Below are 17986 nucleotides of genomic sequence, written 5' to 3'. Positions count from 1 at the left end.
ATAAAAAGCCCATCAACAGATGGGCTTTTTATTTGACCTTAATTTATAAGGCACTTTTTAGAGCTTTTTGATGACGTTTAACAGATCGGGCATATTTCTTAGCTTTGTGACGTGTCCAGAAACTTCGCTCATATCCTGTAGGTCCAACGTTGTAATAAGCAGTGGCTTTAAACCAGCTATCTGCTGATTGATAGTAATGATTTAAAATATATGCACCACATTGAATATTTGTAGATTCATCATACAAATTACCAGCACAAGTTTGTTGCCAATAGCTGGGAATAATTTGAGTTAGACCTACTGCACCCGTAGGTGATAGAGCATTAGTATTATAACTCGATTCTTGTCTTATGACCGCGGCAAGTAAAAGAGGCGGCACATTATATTGATCAGCACTTTGAATAATAATTGGAGCTAACCGATTAGCTGTGCTTTGTGGAACAGAATAAGCTTTTTGTAAACCAGACGAGAGTTTATTTGAACGCCATGAAAATGAACCACTATTCGTGCCTAAGCTCGTACACCCCGTCATTATTGTCATTAAAACAATCGCAAAAAATTTGAGACTCAAAATGTGTATTTGAGTTGGTTTAAAATAATTGTTAGATAAAGATGAGGTAAGCAAAATATAAAACCGATAATCAAGTTTCAAATGAAATCATGGTATTCAGCTGTAACTAATGGATCAATATAAGTTCTGTTGCTCAGCATAAGAAAATAGTGATAATTTTGTATGATTAAAATGAAAAAACCCCGACATCCTGTCGGGGTTCCTTCGTATTCAGCTTATGTAGCTAACTCCTGTCAACTACCGCTTCCTGCGTTCTTATTCTTCTTCAATGAGACATCCTGTCTCTCTATGTTTCATATATTATAAAAAAATACTAAAGCTGGATATCCGCAAATCACCGCAAGTTTTGTACGTTTTAACTTACAGATATACTTTTCCAACTTTCTTAAATACGATGTCGACTAGTTTCTGTGCTACAGGAGCACAAATCAGCACACTTGGGAAAGCAAATATCCAAGCAATGCCCCATGCGGACATCCATAATCAAAAGAAATTCTGGACTGGGCCTAGTGCTTTGAAAGTTGAAATGCCTGAAATTATAAATGACATCATTGCAGACAAAATGAGCGGAAATAAAATCCTTTGTGCTGTCATAATTTTACACTCCAAGATAAGCATTCAAGGTCATTGCAAAATTATTTCCAAATAATCGAGCAGTTTTAATGTCTCCTTCATCAAACCGATCGGGACTACTGCCGTGTTCAGCCTGAGCCATTAAGCCTGACCATGAACCGAGACGGTTAGCTGCTTCAGCATAAGGTACACCTTGATGTTGCTCGGGCAGAATTGGATTACCGATCCATAACATGCCATGTTGCATACAGAAGGTAAAAAGTGAAATTAATGTCGATTGTTTATCACCTGAGGGAAGGGATGATACGGTAAACCCAGCCGCTAGTTTTCCTTTAAAGCTCTGTTTTTTCCATAGTGGACCAGTTGCATCCATGAGTTGTTTTAATTTCGAGGACACTCCGCCTAAGTAAGTCGGAGATCCCCAAATCAAGCCATCGTATTGGATAAGTCTTTCAGGGTTTCCAATGAGATGTTCCACACTCAGTAGATCTGCTTTAATATTTCTTTGGCTTAATATCCCAACTTGAATCTGCTGTGCAATAAATTGCGTATGACCTTGGCGGCTATAGTAAATAATAGCGACTGTTTTCATGAGATTGTCCTTTATTTTAAATTTGAAAGATTTTTGCAGTGAGATATAAACCACAGCCAAAAACACTATGGTTAAGCAAACTTTTTAGACAATTCAAAAATGGATGAGGGGTTTTTGAAGAAGCGAAACCACTACCCATCGCAGGTTGCATAATAAAAAAAGGGATGAGAACAGTTACCACTCCAAACAGGAGCGCTGAGTAAAACTGAGGATGAATGAGCCAATCGGAGCCGACAATGAAAAGAAAACTGAATGCAAAAATCAGCCCAACACTATAGTGAGCAATCCAACCCAATAAATATTCACCCTTAATTTGAGAGCTTTGGGCAATGGATTGATGTATGAATTTGCCTTGAAATATCCAACTAACCCAGCGTCCGAGAAAGGCAAAATTTAAGGTTGGAATTTTGAATATATTTAATATTAACAGCCAGATATCCATAATTACTGTTGCCCCGATACCGAGGCATAAAGCTTGAAAGAACAATGTGGAGATATTCATTTTTACACCTTGCTTTTATACGTATGAAACGTGATAAATTTATTGTGCAAGTTGAAGTTCACTTGAAGTCAAGAGGGTATTATGGATATTGGTGAAGTCGCTAAGAGAGCAAAAGTAACAACAGCAACGCTACGTTTTTATGAAGAGAAAGGATTAATTAAGTCGATAGGGCGTCAAGGTTTGCGTCGGCAATATGGTAAACAGGTGCTTGATCAACTGGCATTAATTGCTTTAGGGCGTGCTGCGGGTTTTTCTTTAAATGAAATTGCCACAATGTTTGGACAAGATGGTAAACCTGATCTTGATCGTCAAAAACTAAAAGATAAAGCTGAACAATTAGAGCAAATGGCAAAGCGATTACATTTTATTAGTCAGGGATTACAACATGCGGCAGTGTGTCCTGCTGAAAACCATATGGAGTGCCCGACGTTCCAGAATTTTTTGAAAGCTGCAATTGCTGGAGAATATCAGCTAACAAAACTTTAATCAGTTTTTATCAATGAAATTCAATTTTTGCTGTGTATTGAATAGTTAGCTTGTCATATTTTCGCCATAAAGATTTCATCTTTTTGAAGTAAAAACTTCATATAAGCTTGATTAAATTTGCTTAATTTTTTACCGACTGTATAAAACCATGAGCAAAAAAACTTTAGTCGCATTATTATGCTGTGCCAGTTTAGGATTGACGGCATGTAACGATGATAACGATCAAGAACAAACCTCACCCACTGAAAAAGTTACCGAACCGACCCTAATTTCTTTTGCTAAGTTACCCGTAGAAACCTACGCTGCTGGTCCAGACTCTGGCGCATATGTGAAAGGTGCAAATGGAATTTATCCTCCATTTAAAGGTCAACCTGTACAGGGCTTTTCTGCTGCATTAAAAAATGAAGATGGCAGTTATATGGCAATGGCCGATAACGGCTTTGGAACTCAAGATAATTCAGCAGATTTTTTACTTCGTATTTATAAACTAAAGCCTGATTTCAAAACTAAAGCTAAAGGCACGGGTCAAGTGACTGTGCAAAGCTTTATCCAACTGCGTGATCCGAACAAATTAATTCCATTTAGTATCGTCAATGGTGATACAGCTGAGCGTTTATTAACGGGTGCCGATTTTGACCCAGAGTCAATGCAACGTACTAGTGATGGGACTTATTGGATTGGGGATGAGTTTGGTCCTTATTTACTTCATTTCTCTGCAGATGGTGTGTTGTTGGATGCTCCAATTGCTCTGCCAAATCCACTGAATCCGACGCAAGAACTTCGCTCTCCTCAAAATCAATTCAATAAAGCGCAAATTAATTTTGTAGAGCCTCTAGTTCAGCAAAGTGGTGGTTTTGAAGGAATGGCAATTTCACCAGATGGCCAATATCTCTATCCTCTTGTAGAGAAACCGCTTAAATCAATACGAGAAACGGAAAGACAGCTATTGATTTCTCAATTTGACCTGAAGAAAAAAGCTTATACAGGAAAATATTATTGGTTCCAATTGAACAGTAAGGCAACCAATATTGGTGACTTCCAACTCTTTAATAATAATGAAGGTATCATTATTGAGCGTGATGCAACTCAGAATAATTTAGGCGGATATAAAAAATTAATTCGTATTAAATTAAATGAGTCAGGCCAACCCGTAAGTCGTGAAGATTTAGTCGATTTAATTAAAATTGCCAATCCAAATTTACTTTATGGCACAGTAAGAGCAGGGGACGTGGGGACACAGCAAGTTTTTGCCTTCCCATTTGAAACCATTGAAGATGTCATCATTGAAAATGGTACAACCCTCACTGTTCTAAATGATAATAACTTCCCAGGCTCTATAGGACGTAATGCAAAATTGGCTGACGATAATGAGATTATTCAAATCCGCTTACCCAAAGCTTTGTTCTAAGTCTTATAAATAAGTGCGTTAAAACTGCGGTGGAGTTTATTCCGCCGCATTTATTAGAAGAATAAAATATTGAATAAACTTTAATCAAATTAATTTTTATATCCTTGTTTTCGTTTGTTTTATAAACAGGGAAAATGAATGGAATTCATGTTAAAATGATCGGCTTTCATCTTTAGATGTCTCTCCTCCATCTGCTAGCCGAGATTCGCAAGCCATGTCTACTGCTTACACCATGCAAACTGCGCCAAAAGCGTTGTTTGATTACGACAAATATTGGGCGTCGTGTTTTGAACCAGCACCATTTTTGCCGATGTCACGAGAAGAAATGGATCAACTTGGCTGGGATGCGTGTGACTTCATTTTAGTTTGTGGTGATGCCTATATTGACCATCCATCTTTTGTATCAGGTGTGATTGGGCGTGTACTTGAGGCACAAGGTTTTCGTGTCGGAATTATTGCACAGCCAGACTGGACCAATGTTGAAAGCTTCCGCATTTTAGGTAAGCCTACCATTGCTTGGGGTGTGACGGCAGGTAATATGGATTCGATGATCAACCGTTATACGGCAGATCGTAAAATTCGTTCAGATGATGCTTACTCTCCAAACAATGAGCCGAACAAACGTCCTGACCGTGCAGCAACGGTATATTGCCAGCGTTGTCGTGAAGCATTCCCTGATGTACCTGTGTTATTAGGTGGAATTGAAGGCAGTTTACGTCGTATTGCACACTACGATTATTGGTCAGATAAAGTTCGTCGTTCAATTTTGATGGATTCAAAAGCCGATTTGCTTATGTATGGTAATGGTGAGCGTGCCATTATTGATGTGATGCACCGTTTGGCTAAAGGTGAAAAAATCCACGAGATTACAGATGTTCGTGGTACAGCATTTATTATTAATAAACATAACAAAGCATCAAAAGCAAAGTTTGTTGAAGTTGCGAGTAATGATGTAGATACGATTGGACGTGTTGATCCAATTATTAACCCATATGTCATGACTGAAGATATTGATGGCTGTGAGGTTGAAAAAGAAAAAGGTAACTCATTAGCTCAGTATCAAGATTTCCAGAAAGAGATTGTTGCAAATCCGATTGTGCGTGAAGGCGACAAACTAGATGACGACACTCAAATCGTTCAATTAAAGCCGGCACCGTCAAAAGCAATTAAACATAAGTTACCTCCACGCGAGTTGGCGGTCATTCGTTTACCTTCTTTTGAAGAAGTGTCAAATGATCACGTGCTTTACGCGCATGCAAACCGTATTTTGCATCTTGAAACTAATCCGGGTAATGCCCGTGCTTTGGTTCAACGCCATGGTGAACGTGATGTCTGGATCAATCCTCCACCAATTCCTCTAACCACTGAGGAAATGGACTATGTGTTTGATCTTCCATATGCACGTTTGCCTCATCCAACTTATGGCGATGCTCGTTTTCCTGCATTTGATATGATCAAATTCTCGGTCAACATTATGCGTGGCTGTTTTGGTGGCTGTACTTTCTGTTCGATTACAGAACATGAAGGACGTATTATTCAAAACCGTTCTGAAGACTCAATTTTACGTGAGATTGAGAAAATTCGTGACACGGCACCAAACTTCACAGGCATTATTTCTGACTTAGGCGGTCCAACAGCAAACATGTACCGTTTGCACTGTAAAGACCCTGAAATTGAAAAGAACTGCCGTAAACCTTCTTGTGTATATCCGGGCGTTTGTCAAAACTTGCATACCGATCATGCACCTTTAGTACAGCTTTATCGTAAAGCGCGTGCGATTAAAGGTGTGAAGAAGATTTTAATTGGTTCTGGTTTACGTTATGACCTTGCCGTACTGAATCCGGAATATGTAAAAGAACTGGTACAACATCATGTTGGTGGTTATTTAAAAATTGCTCCAGAGCATACCGAAAATGGCCCTTTATCTAAGATGATGAAACCGGGTATTGGTACGTATGATCGTTTCAAGCAAATGTTTGACCGTTTCAGTAAAGAAGCAGGAAAAGAGCAATACTTAATTCCTTACTTTATTGCTGCGCATCCAGGTACTTCAGATTATGACATGATGCACCTTGCAATTTGGCTTAAGAAAAATGGTTTCCGTGCCGATCAGGTACAAACGTTCTATCCATCGCCAATGGCAACTGCAACCACCATGTACTATTCGGGTAAAAACCCGCTTGCTAAAGTAGCTCGCTATACCGAAAAAGTTGATATTGTAAAAGGTGAGAAACGTCGTCGTTTGCATAAAGCATTCTTACGTTACCATGATCCAAACAACTGGCCATTACTTCGTGAGGCCTTAAAAGAAATGGGCCGTGCCGATTTAATTGGTAATTCGAAGCAGCATTTGATTCCGACCTATCAGCCACAAGGTACTGCTGAAGGTGAATATAAATCTGCGCGTAAGAAGAACTCGTCTGTGGCGGGAGATTCAGCAAAACGTGGTCAGGGGCAGACTCGCTCAGCAGCAGGGCAAAAACGTCCACAAAAAGGACAGGTTCTAACCCAACACACTGGTTTGCCTCCTCGTGAAACAGGTGAGAAAAGACCGTTTGGTGGTAAAAGTAAACCAAAATCAAAAGCTCGTGGATAATGATAAAAAAGGCTCTTAAACAGAGCCTTTTTTGTTTTTAGTGTGGCTGTTTAAATCGTATAGTGAGATTTTTGCAGATTTAAAGTACAAAAAGCGTAACGAAAAATGATAATTCTAATAAATCAGACGAGCTGCACTTGATTGTTGTTGACTCTATGATTATAAATAATGTGAGGGTGGCTAAATTTAAGCCAAGCTTGATAACTACAAGTGAAATTACTAAGTGAACCTTTTAAAGAACGGCTGTGTCGTTATCAATTAAAACAAAGTGTGATCTAGCAAAATCATTATAAAAAACTTAAAGGATTAGGCCCATGTATTACTTAATTACGATCTTATTATTATTTTTGGCTGTTGTGATGGCAGTGAAAAGTCTTTCACGAAGGCATCAACATGATAGTGCCTTGAAGCGCCGTGCAGTATTAACGAGTCATGAGCAAATAACATTAACCAGACTACAAACAGTTTTGCCTAAATTTACAGTATTGGCACATGTATCCTTTGATGCACTATTAACTACAAAATATGCACATACACGTCGAAAATATCAAAATATGGCAGCTGATTTTGTTGTACTTGATCAAAATTATCAGGTTGTAGTCGTTGTTGTTCTTGGCGAAAATGGTTTACGCCGAGCGCATCAACAATATGAACGTCGTCTGTTGCAACTCGCTGGTTATCGCGTGCTGCATTATAGTGAGGTACCTGACTATCATGATCTAAGAAGAGACTTATTGACTCCAGAAACAGAGATGGCAACTTTACATGCAACGCCACAGCTGGAAAGAATGTCAAATGCTTTTGTGAAGTCTTAAAAAGTAGATAACGTTGGATTTGGATAAAAGTTCGGTGCAATAAAGATTAAAAATAATTGTGCCTCATCTTGAATAACACGTATGAGCAAGCTTAGCAATTTGATAAGCCCTAATAAGATACTGATATTAATTATTTAAGCAGTAAAAAATTGAGCAATATAACTAGAGATATTGCTCAATTTAATCTCGATTTATATTTATAAAAATTATGGAAGTACGGCAACAACCGTCATTTCTACAAGCACGTCTGGCGCATACAGTTTGGACTCAACACAAGTACGCGCTGGTGGATGTCCTTCACTAATCCATGCATCCCAAACAGCATTCATCGCTGCATAATCTTTTTCGATATCTTTTAGAAAAATCATGACAGAAAGAATGTGGGTTTTATCGGTTCCAGCTTCTGCCAATAAGCGATCAATATTATCTAAAGTTTGCTGAGTCTGTGATGTAACATCTACGCTTGTATCATCTGCGAGTTGCCCAGCTAAGTGTACTAAATTACCTGAAATCGCAACTTCGCAGTAGCGTGAAGTAACGTGTAAACGCTTTACCGTCATATTTATTACCGAGTAAAAAATAAAATGAATTGTACTTGATCGAACTATATTAAATTGTAAATTTTATATTTAAATAGAATAATTAATGACAAGATTTATTATAAATTGCTAATATCTGCATTGAATAAAATAATATATTGGACATGATCATGCGAAAAAAAATAGAGATTATTATATTGGGAGGATTATTGGGAATGACAACAATAACGCATGCTATAAATCCTGATCAAGAATATATATTGTTCTTTGAAAAATATAAACAGTTGTCAAATGAGAGTGATCCAAAAGGAATGGAACTCTATGCAGACAATGCCAAACTTAATCAAAAACAAATCACACCGGATGGTATTGAACAAAGCATAAGTATGTCTGGGAAAAAACTAAAAGAACTATTTTTAGAAAATCAAGAAATGCTTCAAAAGCTGGGATATACATCTAACTATAGTGATGTGAAAGTGACGAGGAGTCAAAACTCTGCAAAGATTTCAGCGACGAGATATAGCAATAAGAACTGTTTTACAGATCGTGATTACTATATGGTGGTTTCTCGTGGGGTGGATAAACAGTTATATATTACAGAGGAATATTCTACAAGTGTCCCTCAGAATTTGTGTAAAGAAAGTATTAAGGATGATTTGCCGCTACAGTTAACTTTTGGGGCCAAGATGATCAATAAAAACTTGCCTATGCAAGTAGATCGAGAAACAAATTTAGAACATGTTGAGGCCCAAGGGAAAGAATTAACGTTGAATTATCGTCTGATTCATATAACGTCTGCGGATATGCCTGCTGAATGGGTACAAGCAATGGAAGTTAATGGTGTTCCTGAAATTGTTAAAGGTGTTTGCGATAATATAAAAATGAAAGAATTATTAAATAAAGGAGCGCAACTTAATTTAAAGTATTTATATAAAGATAATGTGCCATTAACTAAAATTAAAATGACCAAACAGGACTGTAATATATAAATGTTTTTATTAAAGAATAAATTATAATAAAAGGGCACATTTGTGCCCTGTAATATTCGGATTTGGTCGTCACGCCAATCACAGGACGGTATGCCAAAAGTAAAGGTTGCTTTAAGCATGTTGCAAATACATGGGTAATGAATATGCGCTGATTAGGTTACTCTAAACTTGGAGCAAAAGGGAATAGATTTTGTTCAAAATCCACTCTTTTTGAGTGAAAAGTAGTCAATCACCAAAGGTTAAGTTGAAAGTCATCTGATTGAGTTTGTAACTGATAAACCCCTATACCAATTAAGCGGAACTGGAAATGTTCGGGAATCTGCATTTCATTTAATAATAAAAATAAAACTTGGATTAAATCTTGTAGCGACTGAATAGGTCTTTTAAAGCTTTTACTATGTTGTAAAGTCTGGAAATTCTTGAGTTTAAGTTTGACATTAACACCACGCGCATTGAGTTGTTTTTTCTCTAAGCTTTGCCAGACTTTTTCGGCTAATCCCTGCCAATAGGGCTGACATTGAGCTAAAGTAAAATCACTATCAAAGGTAGTCTCTTTTGAAATCTGTTGGCGAGCTCTTTCAGCTTGAACAGGTCTATGATCAATCCCTTGCGCATATAGATAGAGCTGTTGACCATATTTACCAAAGTGGTGAATTAAAATAGCCTCTTCAATTTTCTGTAAGTCACCTAGCGTATGTAACTGAAGCTGCTGTAATTTTTCCTGAGTAACTTTGCCGACTCCGGGAATTTTTTTAAGTGGAAGATCTTGAATGAAATTAGCAACCTGCGAAGGTTTTATTACGCATAAACCATTCGGTTTATTCCAGTCAGAGGCGATTTTTGCTAAAAACTTATTGGGTGCTACACCTGCCGATGCAGTCAGTCCAGTTAATCTGAAAATATCTTCTCGAATATGCATGGCAACTTCAGTTGCACTCGCAATCTGTTTTAAATTCTCAGTGACATCCAAATAAGCTTCATCTAAAGATAATGGCTCAATAAGTAGGGTATATTGCTGAAAGATAGAATGAATTTGAGCTGAAACTGTGCGATATTTTTCAAAATTTGGTTCAATAATAACGACTTGAGGGCATAGTTTTCTTGCCTGACTCATCGACATGGCTGAACGTAAACCAAACTCACGGGCAGGGTAAGATGCAGCAGCAATCACAGCTCGCGGATGATGAGATGAAATAACAACGGGTAAATGCCTTAATTCAGGTTGTTCCCGTAGCTCGACTGATGCATAAAAGGCATCCATATCGATATGAATGATTTTGCGCATATTATTGTGCTTTCACGATGCCTTGCTGCTGTAAAAATTGGTGCCATTCTTTGACTGACCCCTCATAAACATTTAAGTCTACTGGCTTTATCACCCCTTCAATTTTACCTTGATTACTATGCTGCCAAAAGAGCCATTTTCTTTTATCTTTGAGTTCAGGTTTAGCTTCATAATCACGAACCCAAAGCGGAGTAGCAGAAAAATTTCCAACTAAGACAATGTTATAAAAAGTTCTGGAAATATAAAAGATGGGCTGTTTGCCATAATGCTGTTTTAAGCGATCATGCATGATGCCAATTTCTTTAATTAATTGTTCTTTGGTGTATGTATTAATACAGTTACTGTCGTATTCCAGATCAATAACTGGCGGAAGCGCATCTGATTTTTTAGGCACAGTCGCAATAAAGTTATCTGCTTGTGTCTTACCATCTCGACATAGACGGTAAAAGTGATAAGCCCCTACATGAAACCCATGTTCACGAGCCTTAAGCCAATTTTCTTGAAATTTTGAATCTTTATAATCACCACCTTCAGTCGCTTTTAAATAAACGAATTGAAACTTTTCTGGTGATATTTTTTTCCAGTCAATGTCCCCTTGATGGTGAGAGACATCGAAACCTTGAACTGGATAATCTTGTGCCACGGCTTTTTGTTGATAGAACAGACCAAAATAAGCCAATATTCCCATAACACATGCCAAGCCAATTCCCATTAGGGTATTGTGGTGCCGTGCTGTGAAAAAGGTTTTAGCCAGTTTGGTCATGCAAAACTCATTAAAGATGTTAGGCCGCCATCATAACGTGATTCAAGAGTGATAAACCACGCTAAAAATGCAACGGCTTATACGGGGGTATTTTTGGGAATTTGCCAGAAGATAAGTGCAGCAATGACATTGATACAACCGAGGCAAATTAAGGTGAGATGGAATGCTGTTGTCACGTGATCGGCACCATAATAACTGGTAAATACATTAATGAGTGTACCTGCCAGCGCCACGCCAATACTCATTGATAGCATCATGATCATCGATAAAAAACTATTACCGCTACTCGCATCTTGTTGAGGCAAATCTTTTAAGGTTAAAGTATTCATTCCAACAAATTGTAATGAATTTAATGTACCAAATAAGAAAAAGTGTAAGGCTCTAAACCAAGTTGGAGTGTCGACTGTCATGATGGCAAAAGACGCGATACATAGCCCGACCAGCGTTGTATTGATGAGTAAAAAACGTCGGTAGCCAATTTTCTGAATAATCGGTCTGACGATTGGCTTTGAAAATAATGAACCTAAGACCAGAGGAATCATCATTAAACCCGCAATAAAAGGTTCAAAGCCAAAAGCGACCTGTAACATGAGCGGTAAAACAAAAGGTAAGGCATTACCACCAAAGCGGGCAAAGAAATTACCTAAAATACCAATCGCATAAATTTTGTTTCTAAAAAGTCGGCTACGGAACAACGCATTTTGATGCGTATGTGAGTGATAGGCATACCAAAGCGTTGCGATTATGCCGACCACCAATAGCGAAATGCTGAACCATTTTGAATATTCAGGTGAGGCTAGATGTTCGATACCCAAAGACCATCCAATCATGGCCACCACTAATAAGATGAAGCCGCCTAAATCAAATGTTTTGACTGAAGGTTCTTTTAAATTAGGCATGACTTTTAATGTCATTAAGAGGCCTAAGATACCCATAGGAATATTGATGAGAAAAATCCAGTGCCAAGTTGCAACTTCAACTAACCAGCCGCCTAAAGTTGGGCCAGCCAAAGGTCCGAGTAAACCTGCAAGACTCATTAAGCTCATTGCAGCTAAGAACTGAGTTCGGGGAATAATTTTTAAAAGAGATAGTCGACCAACAGGGAGTAATAATGCTCCACCCACGCCTTGGATAACTCGGAAAACTAACAGCTCATTGAGACTTTGAGAAAGACCACAACCTAAAGAAGCCAGAGTAAAAATAACGATTGCCGATAAGAAAATATTTCTAACACCAAAGCGGTCTGCTAACCAGCCACTTAAAGGAATACAGGCAGCTACTGATAAAACATAGGCCACTACTACGCTGTGCATGCGTAGAGGGTCTTCATTTAAATGGTGAGCCATTGCAGGAATAGCGGTATTTACAATCGTTGTGTCCAAAGCCTGCATAAAAAAGCCAATGGAAACCAAAAGTACGAGTAAGCGATATTCAGGTTGCAGGGCTTGGTGAGTCGGCGTGGCATTCATAACATTTGAAAGTTAACGTTTTGGTCTAGTGTAAAACAAATTGAAAGTAAAAAAAGTAAGACAATGTTGAGTAACCCTTTACTAAATCTAAGTGCTTTTGAAGGCACGGTGAAAATAGTTAAAACAAAAAAAGCGGCAGAACCGCTTTTTTATGGAGAGTAGGTGGGCAATTAGACAACAAATCTTTTTGGCATTTTTAAGTTTTTAATCACGTTATAAATTTGATCAACGTCTTCGCAGATAATCAATTTAGCGCGGTGTTGAAGTGGGAGAAAACCCTCTTGAACCGCATGATCTAACTGAGCAATCAATGCATTATAAAAACCATTTACGTTATATAAAATCATGGGTTTTTGATGTTGGTTGAGTTGACCCCAAGTGGCTATTTCTAATATCTCTTCGAATGTTCCTAAACCACCAGGTAATGCAACAAATGCACTTGCACGTTCAGCCATCATGGCTTTGCGCTCATGCATGGTTTCTACCACGTGTAATTCGGTTAATCTTGAGTGTGCTTCTTCATAGTTAAGCATAAAATCAGGGATTACTCCCACAGCTTCACCGCCATTTTCGAGTACGCTGTCGGCTACTTGTCCCATTAAGCCAATGCTTGCACCGCCGTAGACCAAACCAAAGCCTTGCTCAGCAATTCCGCGAGCGAGCTCAATTGCTTTTTCTCGATAGATTGGATTATTTCCTACACGTGAACCACAATATAATGCAATAAGAGGTTGTTTTGTTTTTACAGCTGTTATCGATGAATCATTTACTGCCATTGTTAATACGCTATTCATTGCTTTATTTTCACCTTATCACGTTCATATTTCTTGTCTACACTAAGCCAAAGATATGACAACTTTATAAGCAGATTAATAAGAAAGATTCATGTTTTGTATGGGTTTGGTGAATGCCCGTCATGAACAAATAAAAATGATGAATTTCTATTAAATCTTGCCTATACTAAAAATTCGTTTAACAACATATGAACAAATATGGGTAGTGGTTGTAGTCGCTCCGTTTTAATTTCTTGTCCTAAAAAAACATTTTCCCTCCTTTGTATGGGCATGCCTGCTGTGTTGCCAAATAAAGATAAAATCCAGTCAGCGCAGGAGCAGGATCGATGATCTTTGAATGGATGTCTGATCCCGCTGCTTGGGTGGGCTTAGCAACTTTAATCGTTCTTGAAATTGTATTGGGGATCGATAACCTCGTTTTCATTGCTATTTTGGCCGAAAAACTGCCGCCAGAACAGCGGGCTAAAGCGCGTATAGTGGGTCTTGTGCTCGCTTTGGGAATGCGTTTAGTACTTTTGGCTTCGATTGCTTGGGTCGTGACACTGACTGAACCACTCTTCCATATTCTTAATCATCCATTTTCTGGCCGTGATTTGATTTTGTTGTTCGGTGGTGTGTTCTTGCTCTTTAAAGGCACCATGGAATTGCATGAACGCATGGAAGGTAACCAACTTCATAAAGAAGATAATCCTGTTCATGCTGCGTTCTGGATGGTCATTGTCCAGATTGTTGTGCTTGATGCTGTGTTCTCATTAGACAGTGTGATTACAGCTGTAGGTATGGTGAAAGAACTGTCAATCATGATGGTTGCGGTTGTAATAGCTGTCGGAATCATGTTGTGGGCATCAAGACCACTCATGGACTTTGTCAATAAGCATCCAACGGTCGTTATTCTGTGTCTTGGTTTCTTGATGATGATTGGTTTCTCTTTAGTCGTGGAAGGTTTTGGTTTCCATATTCCAAAGGGTTACTTATATGCTGCAATTGGTTTCTCTGTTTTGGTAGAAATTATCAATCAGAGCATGCGCCGCAATCAGGAAAAGCTAGTGACAACCACAGACTTGCGTTATCGCACTGCCTCTGCGGTTTTACGTATGCTAGGAAGTAAAAGCAGTGGTTCTAGCTCAGATACGCAATCTTCTGATAAAGAAGATGTATTGGCTACACAAGCTTTTGCAGATGAAGTTTTTGACGAAGAAAATGGTGCTTATCATAGTGTACTTGTGCAAGGTGTTCTTAGTTTATCAGAACGTCCTGTAAAGTCTGTTATGACTCCACGACCTGAACTTGAATGGATTGATTTAGACGACGAACCGGAAGTTTTAAAAGAACGTTTAATGTCAATGACACACTCTCGTTTGATTGTTGCACGTGGTGAGCTTGATAATATTGAGGGTATTGCACTCACTCATAAAGTTTTGAATGGCTTTATTGAAACTGGTGTAGTCGATTTCCAAAAGCATTTACGTGAACCCGTCATTGTGCATGAAAATGCTCAAGTACTTATGGTGATGGAGCAATTACGTCAAGCGCCTTTACAAATGGCAATCGTTTTAAATGAATACGGTTCAATTGAAGGTATTGCAACACCAATCGATATCTTAGAAGCAATTGCGGGTGAATTCCCAGATGAAGATGAACTAGATGCGGCTGCTGAGAGCTTGGAAGATGGTTCATTAATACTTGAAGGTTCAACCGACATTCGCCATGTATCTTTGTTATTAGGTCGTGATTTGGTTGATGAAAGTGAGCAATATTCAACTTTATCGGGTTATTTATTATTTCATTTAGGTCGCTTGCCTGAAAATGGTGAAACTGTTGAAGCAGATGGTTATCGCTTTGAAGTGGTGACGATGGAAGGCCATAAAATCGAGAAAGTTCATATTGTTTCTATCGAACAAGATGAATCAAAAGATTAAATGACATTTCAAGTCTAGAAACATCATAAAATAGCTCAAATCTGAGCTATTTTTTTATTTGAGAAACACAGAATGACTCAACACACTTGTCCATGTGGAAAAGGCAACTATGTCGAATGTTGTGAGCCTTTACATTTAGGCACAGCAAAAGCCCTAACAGCAGAGCAGCTTATGCGTTCGCGTTATAGTGCTTTTGCATTACAACAAATTGACTACATTGTTCAAACAACTGCTTTAGGTCAGCAAGCTGCGCTTGATAAAGAGGCTATTGCAGACTGGAGTAAACAAAATCAATGGTTGGGTTTGGAGGTGGTCAATGCCAAAGAAAAATTAGACAAAACGCATGCGCAGGTTGAGTTCAAGGCGCATTATCATGATGGGCAAAAAGCTCAGGTTCACCATGAGGTTTCACATTTTGTATATCAGCAACAACAATGGTTTTTTCTTGACCCCACTGTAGATATGCATGTCACGATGAAACAACCCTGTGTATGTGGCTCTGGAAAAAAATTTAAGCAATGCTGTGCACAATTCATATAACTTTACCTTAAAATACGGCCACCGTTTGGCCTGAGGGAAAGGGCGATGTTACTCACCGTTATTTATATTATTGCGATTACTGCTGAAGCCATGACAGGTGCATTGTCTGCTGGGCGACGGAGTATGGACTGGTTCGGTGTCGTACTGATTGCCTGTGTGACGGCCTTGGGTGGTGGCTCTGTACGTGATGTACTACTCGGCCACTATCCTTTAACTTGGGTAAAACATCCTGAATATTTGGTTCTGACTTGTTGCGCTGCATTTGTCACAATCATTATTGCCAAATGGATGCGTCACTTACATAACATCTTTTTGGTGCTCGATGCTTTAGGTTTAATCGGGTTTACCATCATTGGTTGCCAGATTGCCTTGCAGATGGGGCACGGTTTTGTCGTGTCAGCTGTAGCTGGTGTATTGACCGGAGTTTCTGGCGGTATTTTACGTGACATTTTATGTAACGATGTCCCGTTCGTTTTCCGTCGCGAACTTTATGCGAGTATTTCTTTGGTGGCGGTCATCTGTTACTGGGTATGTCAGGATTTAGGGTTAAGTTTAGAGTTAACCGTCATTTCAACCTTAATTTTCGGTTTTACCCTTCGTTTGATTGCCATCTATTTTGGCTTAGAAATGCCTAAATTTATTTATAAAGATGATGATGCAGAGTCGGCTTCTTCAACCGACGAACATTAATCATGCAGAATGCTATGTGAGCATGCTATAACAATTAAATGATTGTCTTGTTCACTTACTTTTTCCAGTAGAGTTTTCCTATGGACCTGATTTCACGTATACAAAATCTTCCAATCGGCAAATTTCACTACACATTATTGTGGGTGGTTGGGCTAGGTTGGATGTTTGATGCGATGGACACAGGAATCATTGCTTTTATCATGACAACCTTAGTCAAAGACTGGGCGCTAACTCCAGCCGAAAGTGGCTGGATTGTGAGTATTGGCTTTGTGGGAATGGCGATTGGAGCAGTTTGTTCGGGAGCTTTAGCAGATCGATTTGGCCGTAAGACAATATTTGCCACTACCATGGCAATTTATAGTATTGCCACAGCCTTATGTGCTTTTGCGCCAGATTTAAAGTGGTTATTAATTTTTCGTTTTATTGTTGGTGTTGGTCTGGGTGGACAGTTGCCTGTTGCGGTAACACTGGTTAGTGAATATATACCCGCACATGTACGTGGTCGTTTTATTGTATTGCTTGAAAGTTTTTGGGGTTTAGGTTGGTTAGTTGCCGCATTAATTTCTTATTTTATTATTCCTAAGTTTGGTTGGCATATTGCATTTCTCATGGGTGGCCTCCCACTGATTTATATTTTAGTGATTTGGAAAAAACTCCCTGAGTCGATACCGTATCTCATTAATCGTGGTCGTATTGAAGAAGCGCATGCATTAGTTCAAAAATTAGAAGCTCAAGCTGGTGTTCAAATTGTTCATCATATTGAAGTCATGCCTGTAGCTATACGACAAAAGGTTTCTTTTAAACAACTTTGGAGTGGTCCTTTTGCACGCCGTAGTTTAATGCTCTGGCTCATTTGGTTTGGGATTGTGTATTCCTACTACGGTATTTTTACTTGGTTACCGAGTTTATTGGTGAAACAAGGCTATGACATTGTTAAATCTTTTGAATATGTTCTTCTTATGATTTTGGCACAGCTACCAGGTTACTTGGCAGCTGCATGGTTTGTAGAGCGCTTGGGAAGAAAGATTACACTGGCTTCTTTTATTGGCTTTTGTGCATTGTCTGCATATTTCTTTGGACAAGCCGACAGTGTGAACAGCATTATGTTTTGGGGCTGCCTCATGTCATTCTTTAATTTAGGAGCATGGGGAGTGTTATATACCTATACGCCAGAGCAATATCCAGCCAATATTCGAGCTTTTGGTTCTGGCTGGGCTTCCGCAATGGGGCGTTTAGGCGGAATTTTAGCACCGATCGTTGTCACACATATGATGGTGGCTAAGAACGGATTTAGCCACGTTTTTATGATGTTTACAGTTGTTTTGCTTTTGGTTGCTGCTGTAATTTTGATATTGGGTGAAGAAACCCAAGGAAAAAGATTAGAGTCGATAGGCCTCTAGTTTTGCCTAACTTTATAGCAAGTAACTAAAAATATAGAGAGATGAGACATAATTT

The 17986-nt window shown here is 38.7% G+C and carries 17 protein-coding genes and 1 pseudogene; 9 read left to right on the top strand and 9 right to left on the bottom strand.

Translation table 11 applies throughout. The annotated features are described in order from the left end of the window. Positions 1-43: 43 nt before the first annotated feature. From ACB088_RS15255 to ACB088_RS15240, 4 genes and pseudogenes are all read right to left on the bottom strand, one after another. Positions 44-652: a lytic transglycosylase domain-containing protein gene (locus ACB088_RS15255; RefSeq protein ID WP_375037358.1), complete on the bottom strand. Its 609-nt coding sequence runs from the start codon at positions 650-652 to the stop codon at positions 44-46. A 279-nt stretch (positions 653-931) separates the two neighbouring features. Continuing rightward, positions 932-1165, bottom strand: a pseudogene (locus tag ACB088_RS15250) (DUF2798 domain-containing protein). A 4-nt stretch (positions 1166-1169) separates the two neighbouring features. Beyond that, positions 1170-1736, bottom strand: a complete 567-nt coding sequence (locus ACB088_RS15245) for a flavodoxin family protein (protein ID WP_375037357.1) — start codon at positions 1734-1736, stop codon at positions 1170-1172. Between the two features lie 16 nt (positions 1737-1752). Beyond that, entirely contained in the window at positions 1753-2238 is a 486-nt protein-coding gene (locus tag ACB088_RS15240; RefSeq protein ID WP_375037356.1) for a DUF2938 domain-containing protein, read from the bottom strand. A gap of 81 nt (positions 2239-2319) precedes the next feature. On the opposite strand from ACB088_RS15240, the gene ACB088_RS15235 reads away from it, so the two are divergent. From ACB088_RS15235 to ACB088_RS15220, 4 genes are all read left to right on the top strand, one after another. Then, entirely contained in the window at positions 2320-2724 is a 405-nt protein-coding gene (locus ACB088_RS15235) for a helix-turn-helix domain-containing protein (RefSeq protein ID WP_375037355.1), read from the top strand. A gap of 148 nt (positions 2725-2872) precedes the next feature. Then, positions 2873-4132 (top strand): esterase-like activity of phytase family protein, encoded by a 1260-nt coding sequence (locus tag ACB088_RS15230; RefSeq protein ID WP_375037354.1) that lies wholly within the window; start codon positions 2873-2875, stop codon positions 4130-4132. A gap of 214 nt (positions 4133-4346) precedes the next feature. After that, positions 4347-6728, top strand: a complete 2382-nt coding sequence (locus ACB088_RS15225; protein WP_375037353.1) for a YgiQ family radical SAM protein — start codon at positions 4347-4349, stop codon at positions 6726-6728. Between the two features lie 314 nt (positions 6729-7042). Continuing rightward, positions 7043-7543 (top strand): DUF2726 domain-containing protein, encoded by a 501-nt coding sequence (locus ACB088_RS15220; RefSeq protein WP_092709699.1) that lies wholly within the window; start codon positions 7043-7045, stop codon positions 7541-7543. 206 nt (positions 7544-7749) lie between these two features. On the opposite strand, the gene ACB088_RS15215 is transcribed toward ACB088_RS15220, so the two are convergent. Further along, on the bottom strand, positions 7750-8103 hold the full coding sequence (locus ACB088_RS15215) for a RidA family protein (protein WP_004640595.1): 354 nt from the start codon (positions 8101-8103) through the stop codon (positions 7750-7752). 149 nt (positions 8104-8252) lie between these two features. On the opposite strand from ACB088_RS15215, the gene ACB088_RS15210 reads away from it, so the two are divergent. Continuing rightward, a complete protein-coding gene (locus tag ACB088_RS15210) occupies positions 8253-9071 on the top strand; it encodes a hypothetical protein (protein WP_307013530.1) in 819 nt (272 codons plus the stop codon). Positions 9072-9300: 229 nt separating this feature from the next. On the opposite strand, the gene dinB is transcribed toward ACB088_RS15210, so the two are convergent. The 4 genes from dinB to ACB088_RS15190 all read right to left on the bottom strand — a co-directional run bounded on the left by dinB (position 9301) and on the right by ACB088_RS15190 (position 13382). Beyond that, a complete protein-coding gene (gene dinB / locus ACB088_RS15205) occupies positions 9301-10356 on the bottom strand; it encodes a DNA polymerase IV (protein ID WP_375037352.1) in 1056 nt (351 codons plus the stop codon). Position 10357: 1 nt separating this feature from the next. Next, positions 10358-11119, bottom strand: a complete 762-nt coding sequence (locus ACB088_RS15200) for a GH25 family lysozyme (RefSeq protein ID WP_375037351.1) — start codon at positions 11117-11119, stop codon at positions 10358-10360. A gap of 77 nt (positions 11120-11196) precedes the next feature. Continuing rightward, positions 11197-12588 (bottom strand): multidrug transporter subunit MdtD, encoded by a 1392-nt coding sequence (gene mdtD / locus ACB088_RS15195; protein ID WP_375037350.1) that lies wholly within the window; start codon positions 12586-12588, stop codon positions 11197-11199. Between the two features lie 170 nt (positions 12589-12758). Further along, positions 12759-13382 carry a TIGR00730 family Rossman fold protein gene (locus ACB088_RS15190; RefSeq protein WP_005037381.1) on the bottom strand — a complete coding sequence of 208 codons (624 nt, stop codon included), beginning with the start codon at positions 13380-13382 and terminating at the stop codon, positions 12759-12761. Between the two features lie 326 nt (positions 13383-13708). Here ACB088_RS15190 and ACB088_RS15185 point away from each other — a divergent pair, with 326 nt between their 5' ends. From ACB088_RS15185 to ACB088_RS15170, 4 genes are all read left to right on the top strand, one after another. Next, complete coding sequence (locus tag ACB088_RS15185) at positions 13709-15301, top strand: TerC family protein (RefSeq protein WP_092709684.1); 1593 nt, start codon at positions 13709-13711, stop codon at positions 15299-15301. 72 nt (positions 15302-15373) lie between these two features. Further along, entirely contained in the window at positions 15374-15841 is a 468-nt protein-coding gene (locus ACB088_RS15180; RefSeq protein ID WP_375037349.1) for a YchJ family protein, read from the top strand. Between the two features lie 45 nt (positions 15842-15886). Further along, entirely contained in the window at positions 15887-16531 is a 645-nt protein-coding gene (locus ACB088_RS15175; RefSeq protein WP_005045261.1) for a trimeric intracellular cation channel family protein, read from the top strand. Positions 16532-16611: 80 nt separating this feature from the next. Continuing rightward, the gene (locus tag ACB088_RS15170) at positions 16612-17931 is read left to right on the top strand and encodes an MFS transporter (RefSeq protein WP_005037373.1); all 1320 of its coding nucleotides are present in this window, start codon (positions 16612-16614) and stop codon (positions 17929-17931) included. The last annotated feature ends 55 nt before the right edge of the window (positions 17932-17986 follow it).

The organism is Acinetobacter sp. RW6, from assembly GCF_041956835.1.
Classification (GTDB): Bacteria; Pseudomonadota; Gammaproteobacteria; order Pseudomonadales; family Moraxellaceae; genus Acinetobacter; species Acinetobacter calcoaceticus.
Note: the sequence above shows the minus strand (reverse complement) of the source record. Positions and strands in the feature narration are given on the sequence as shown.

What these genes read in the sequence shown, in the direction of transcription:
- ACB088_RS15245 (WP_375037357.1), bottom strand. Translation starts at nt 1,736, where the DNA reads ATGAAAACAGTCGCTATTATTTACTATAGCCGCCAAGGTCATACGCAA.
- ACB088_RS15240 (WP_375037356.1), bottom strand. Translation starts at nt 2,238, where the DNA reads ATGAATATCTCCACATTGTTCTTTCAAGCTTTATGCCTCGGTATCGGG.
- ACB088_RS15235 (WP_375037355.1), top strand. Translation starts at nt 2,320, where the DNA reads ATGGATATTGGTGAAGTCGCTAAGAGAGCAAAAGTAACAACAGCAACG.
- ACB088_RS15230 (WP_375037354.1), top strand. Translation starts at nt 2,873, where the DNA reads ATGAGCAAAAAAACTTTAGTCGCATTATTATGCTGTGCCAGTTTAGGA.
- ACB088_RS15225 (WP_375037353.1), top strand. Translation starts at nt 4,347, where the DNA reads ATGTCTACTGCTTACACCATGCAAACTGCGCCAAAAGCGTTGTTTGAT.
- ACB088_RS15220 (WP_092709699.1), top strand. Translation starts at nt 7,043, where the DNA reads ATGTATTACTTAATTACGATCTTATTATTATTTTTGGCTGTTGTGATG.
- ACB088_RS15215 (WP_004640595.1), bottom strand. Translation starts at nt 8,103, where the DNA reads ATGACGGTAAAGCGTTTACACGTTACTTCACGCTACTGCGAAGTTGCG.
- ACB088_RS15210 (WP_307013530.1), top strand. Translation starts at nt 8,253, where the DNA reads ATGCGAAAAAAAATAGAGATTATTATATTGGGAGGATTATTGGGAATG.
- dinB (WP_375037352.1), bottom strand. Translation starts at nt 10,356, where the DNA reads ATGCGCAAAATCATTCATATCGATATGGATGCCTTTTATGCATCAGTC.
- ACB088_RS15200 (WP_375037351.1), bottom strand. Translation starts at nt 11,119, where the DNA reads ATGACCAAACTGGCTAAAACCTTTTTCACAGCACGGCACCACAATACC.
- mdtD (WP_375037350.1), bottom strand. Translation starts at nt 12,588, where the DNA reads ATGAATGCCACGCCGACTCACCAAGCCCTGCAACCTGAATATCGCTTA.
- ACB088_RS15190 (WP_005037381.1), bottom strand. Translation starts at nt 13,382, where the DNA reads ATGAATAGCGTATTAACAATGGCAGTAAATGATTCATCGATAACAGCT.
- ACB088_RS15185 (WP_092709684.1), top strand. Translation starts at nt 13,709, where the DNA reads ATGATCTTTGAATGGATGTCTGATCCCGCTGCTTGGGTGGGCTTAGCA.
- ACB088_RS15180 (WP_375037349.1), top strand. Translation starts at nt 15,374, where the DNA reads ATGACTCAACACACTTGTCCATGTGGAAAAGGCAACTATGTCGAATGT.
- ACB088_RS15175 (WP_005045261.1), top strand. Translation starts at nt 15,887, where the DNA reads ATGTTACTCACCGTTATTTATATTATTGCGATTACTGCTGAAGCCATG.
- ACB088_RS15170 (WP_005037373.1), top strand. Translation starts at nt 16,612, where the DNA reads ATGGACCTGATTTCACGTATACAAAATCTTCCAATCGGCAAATTTCAC.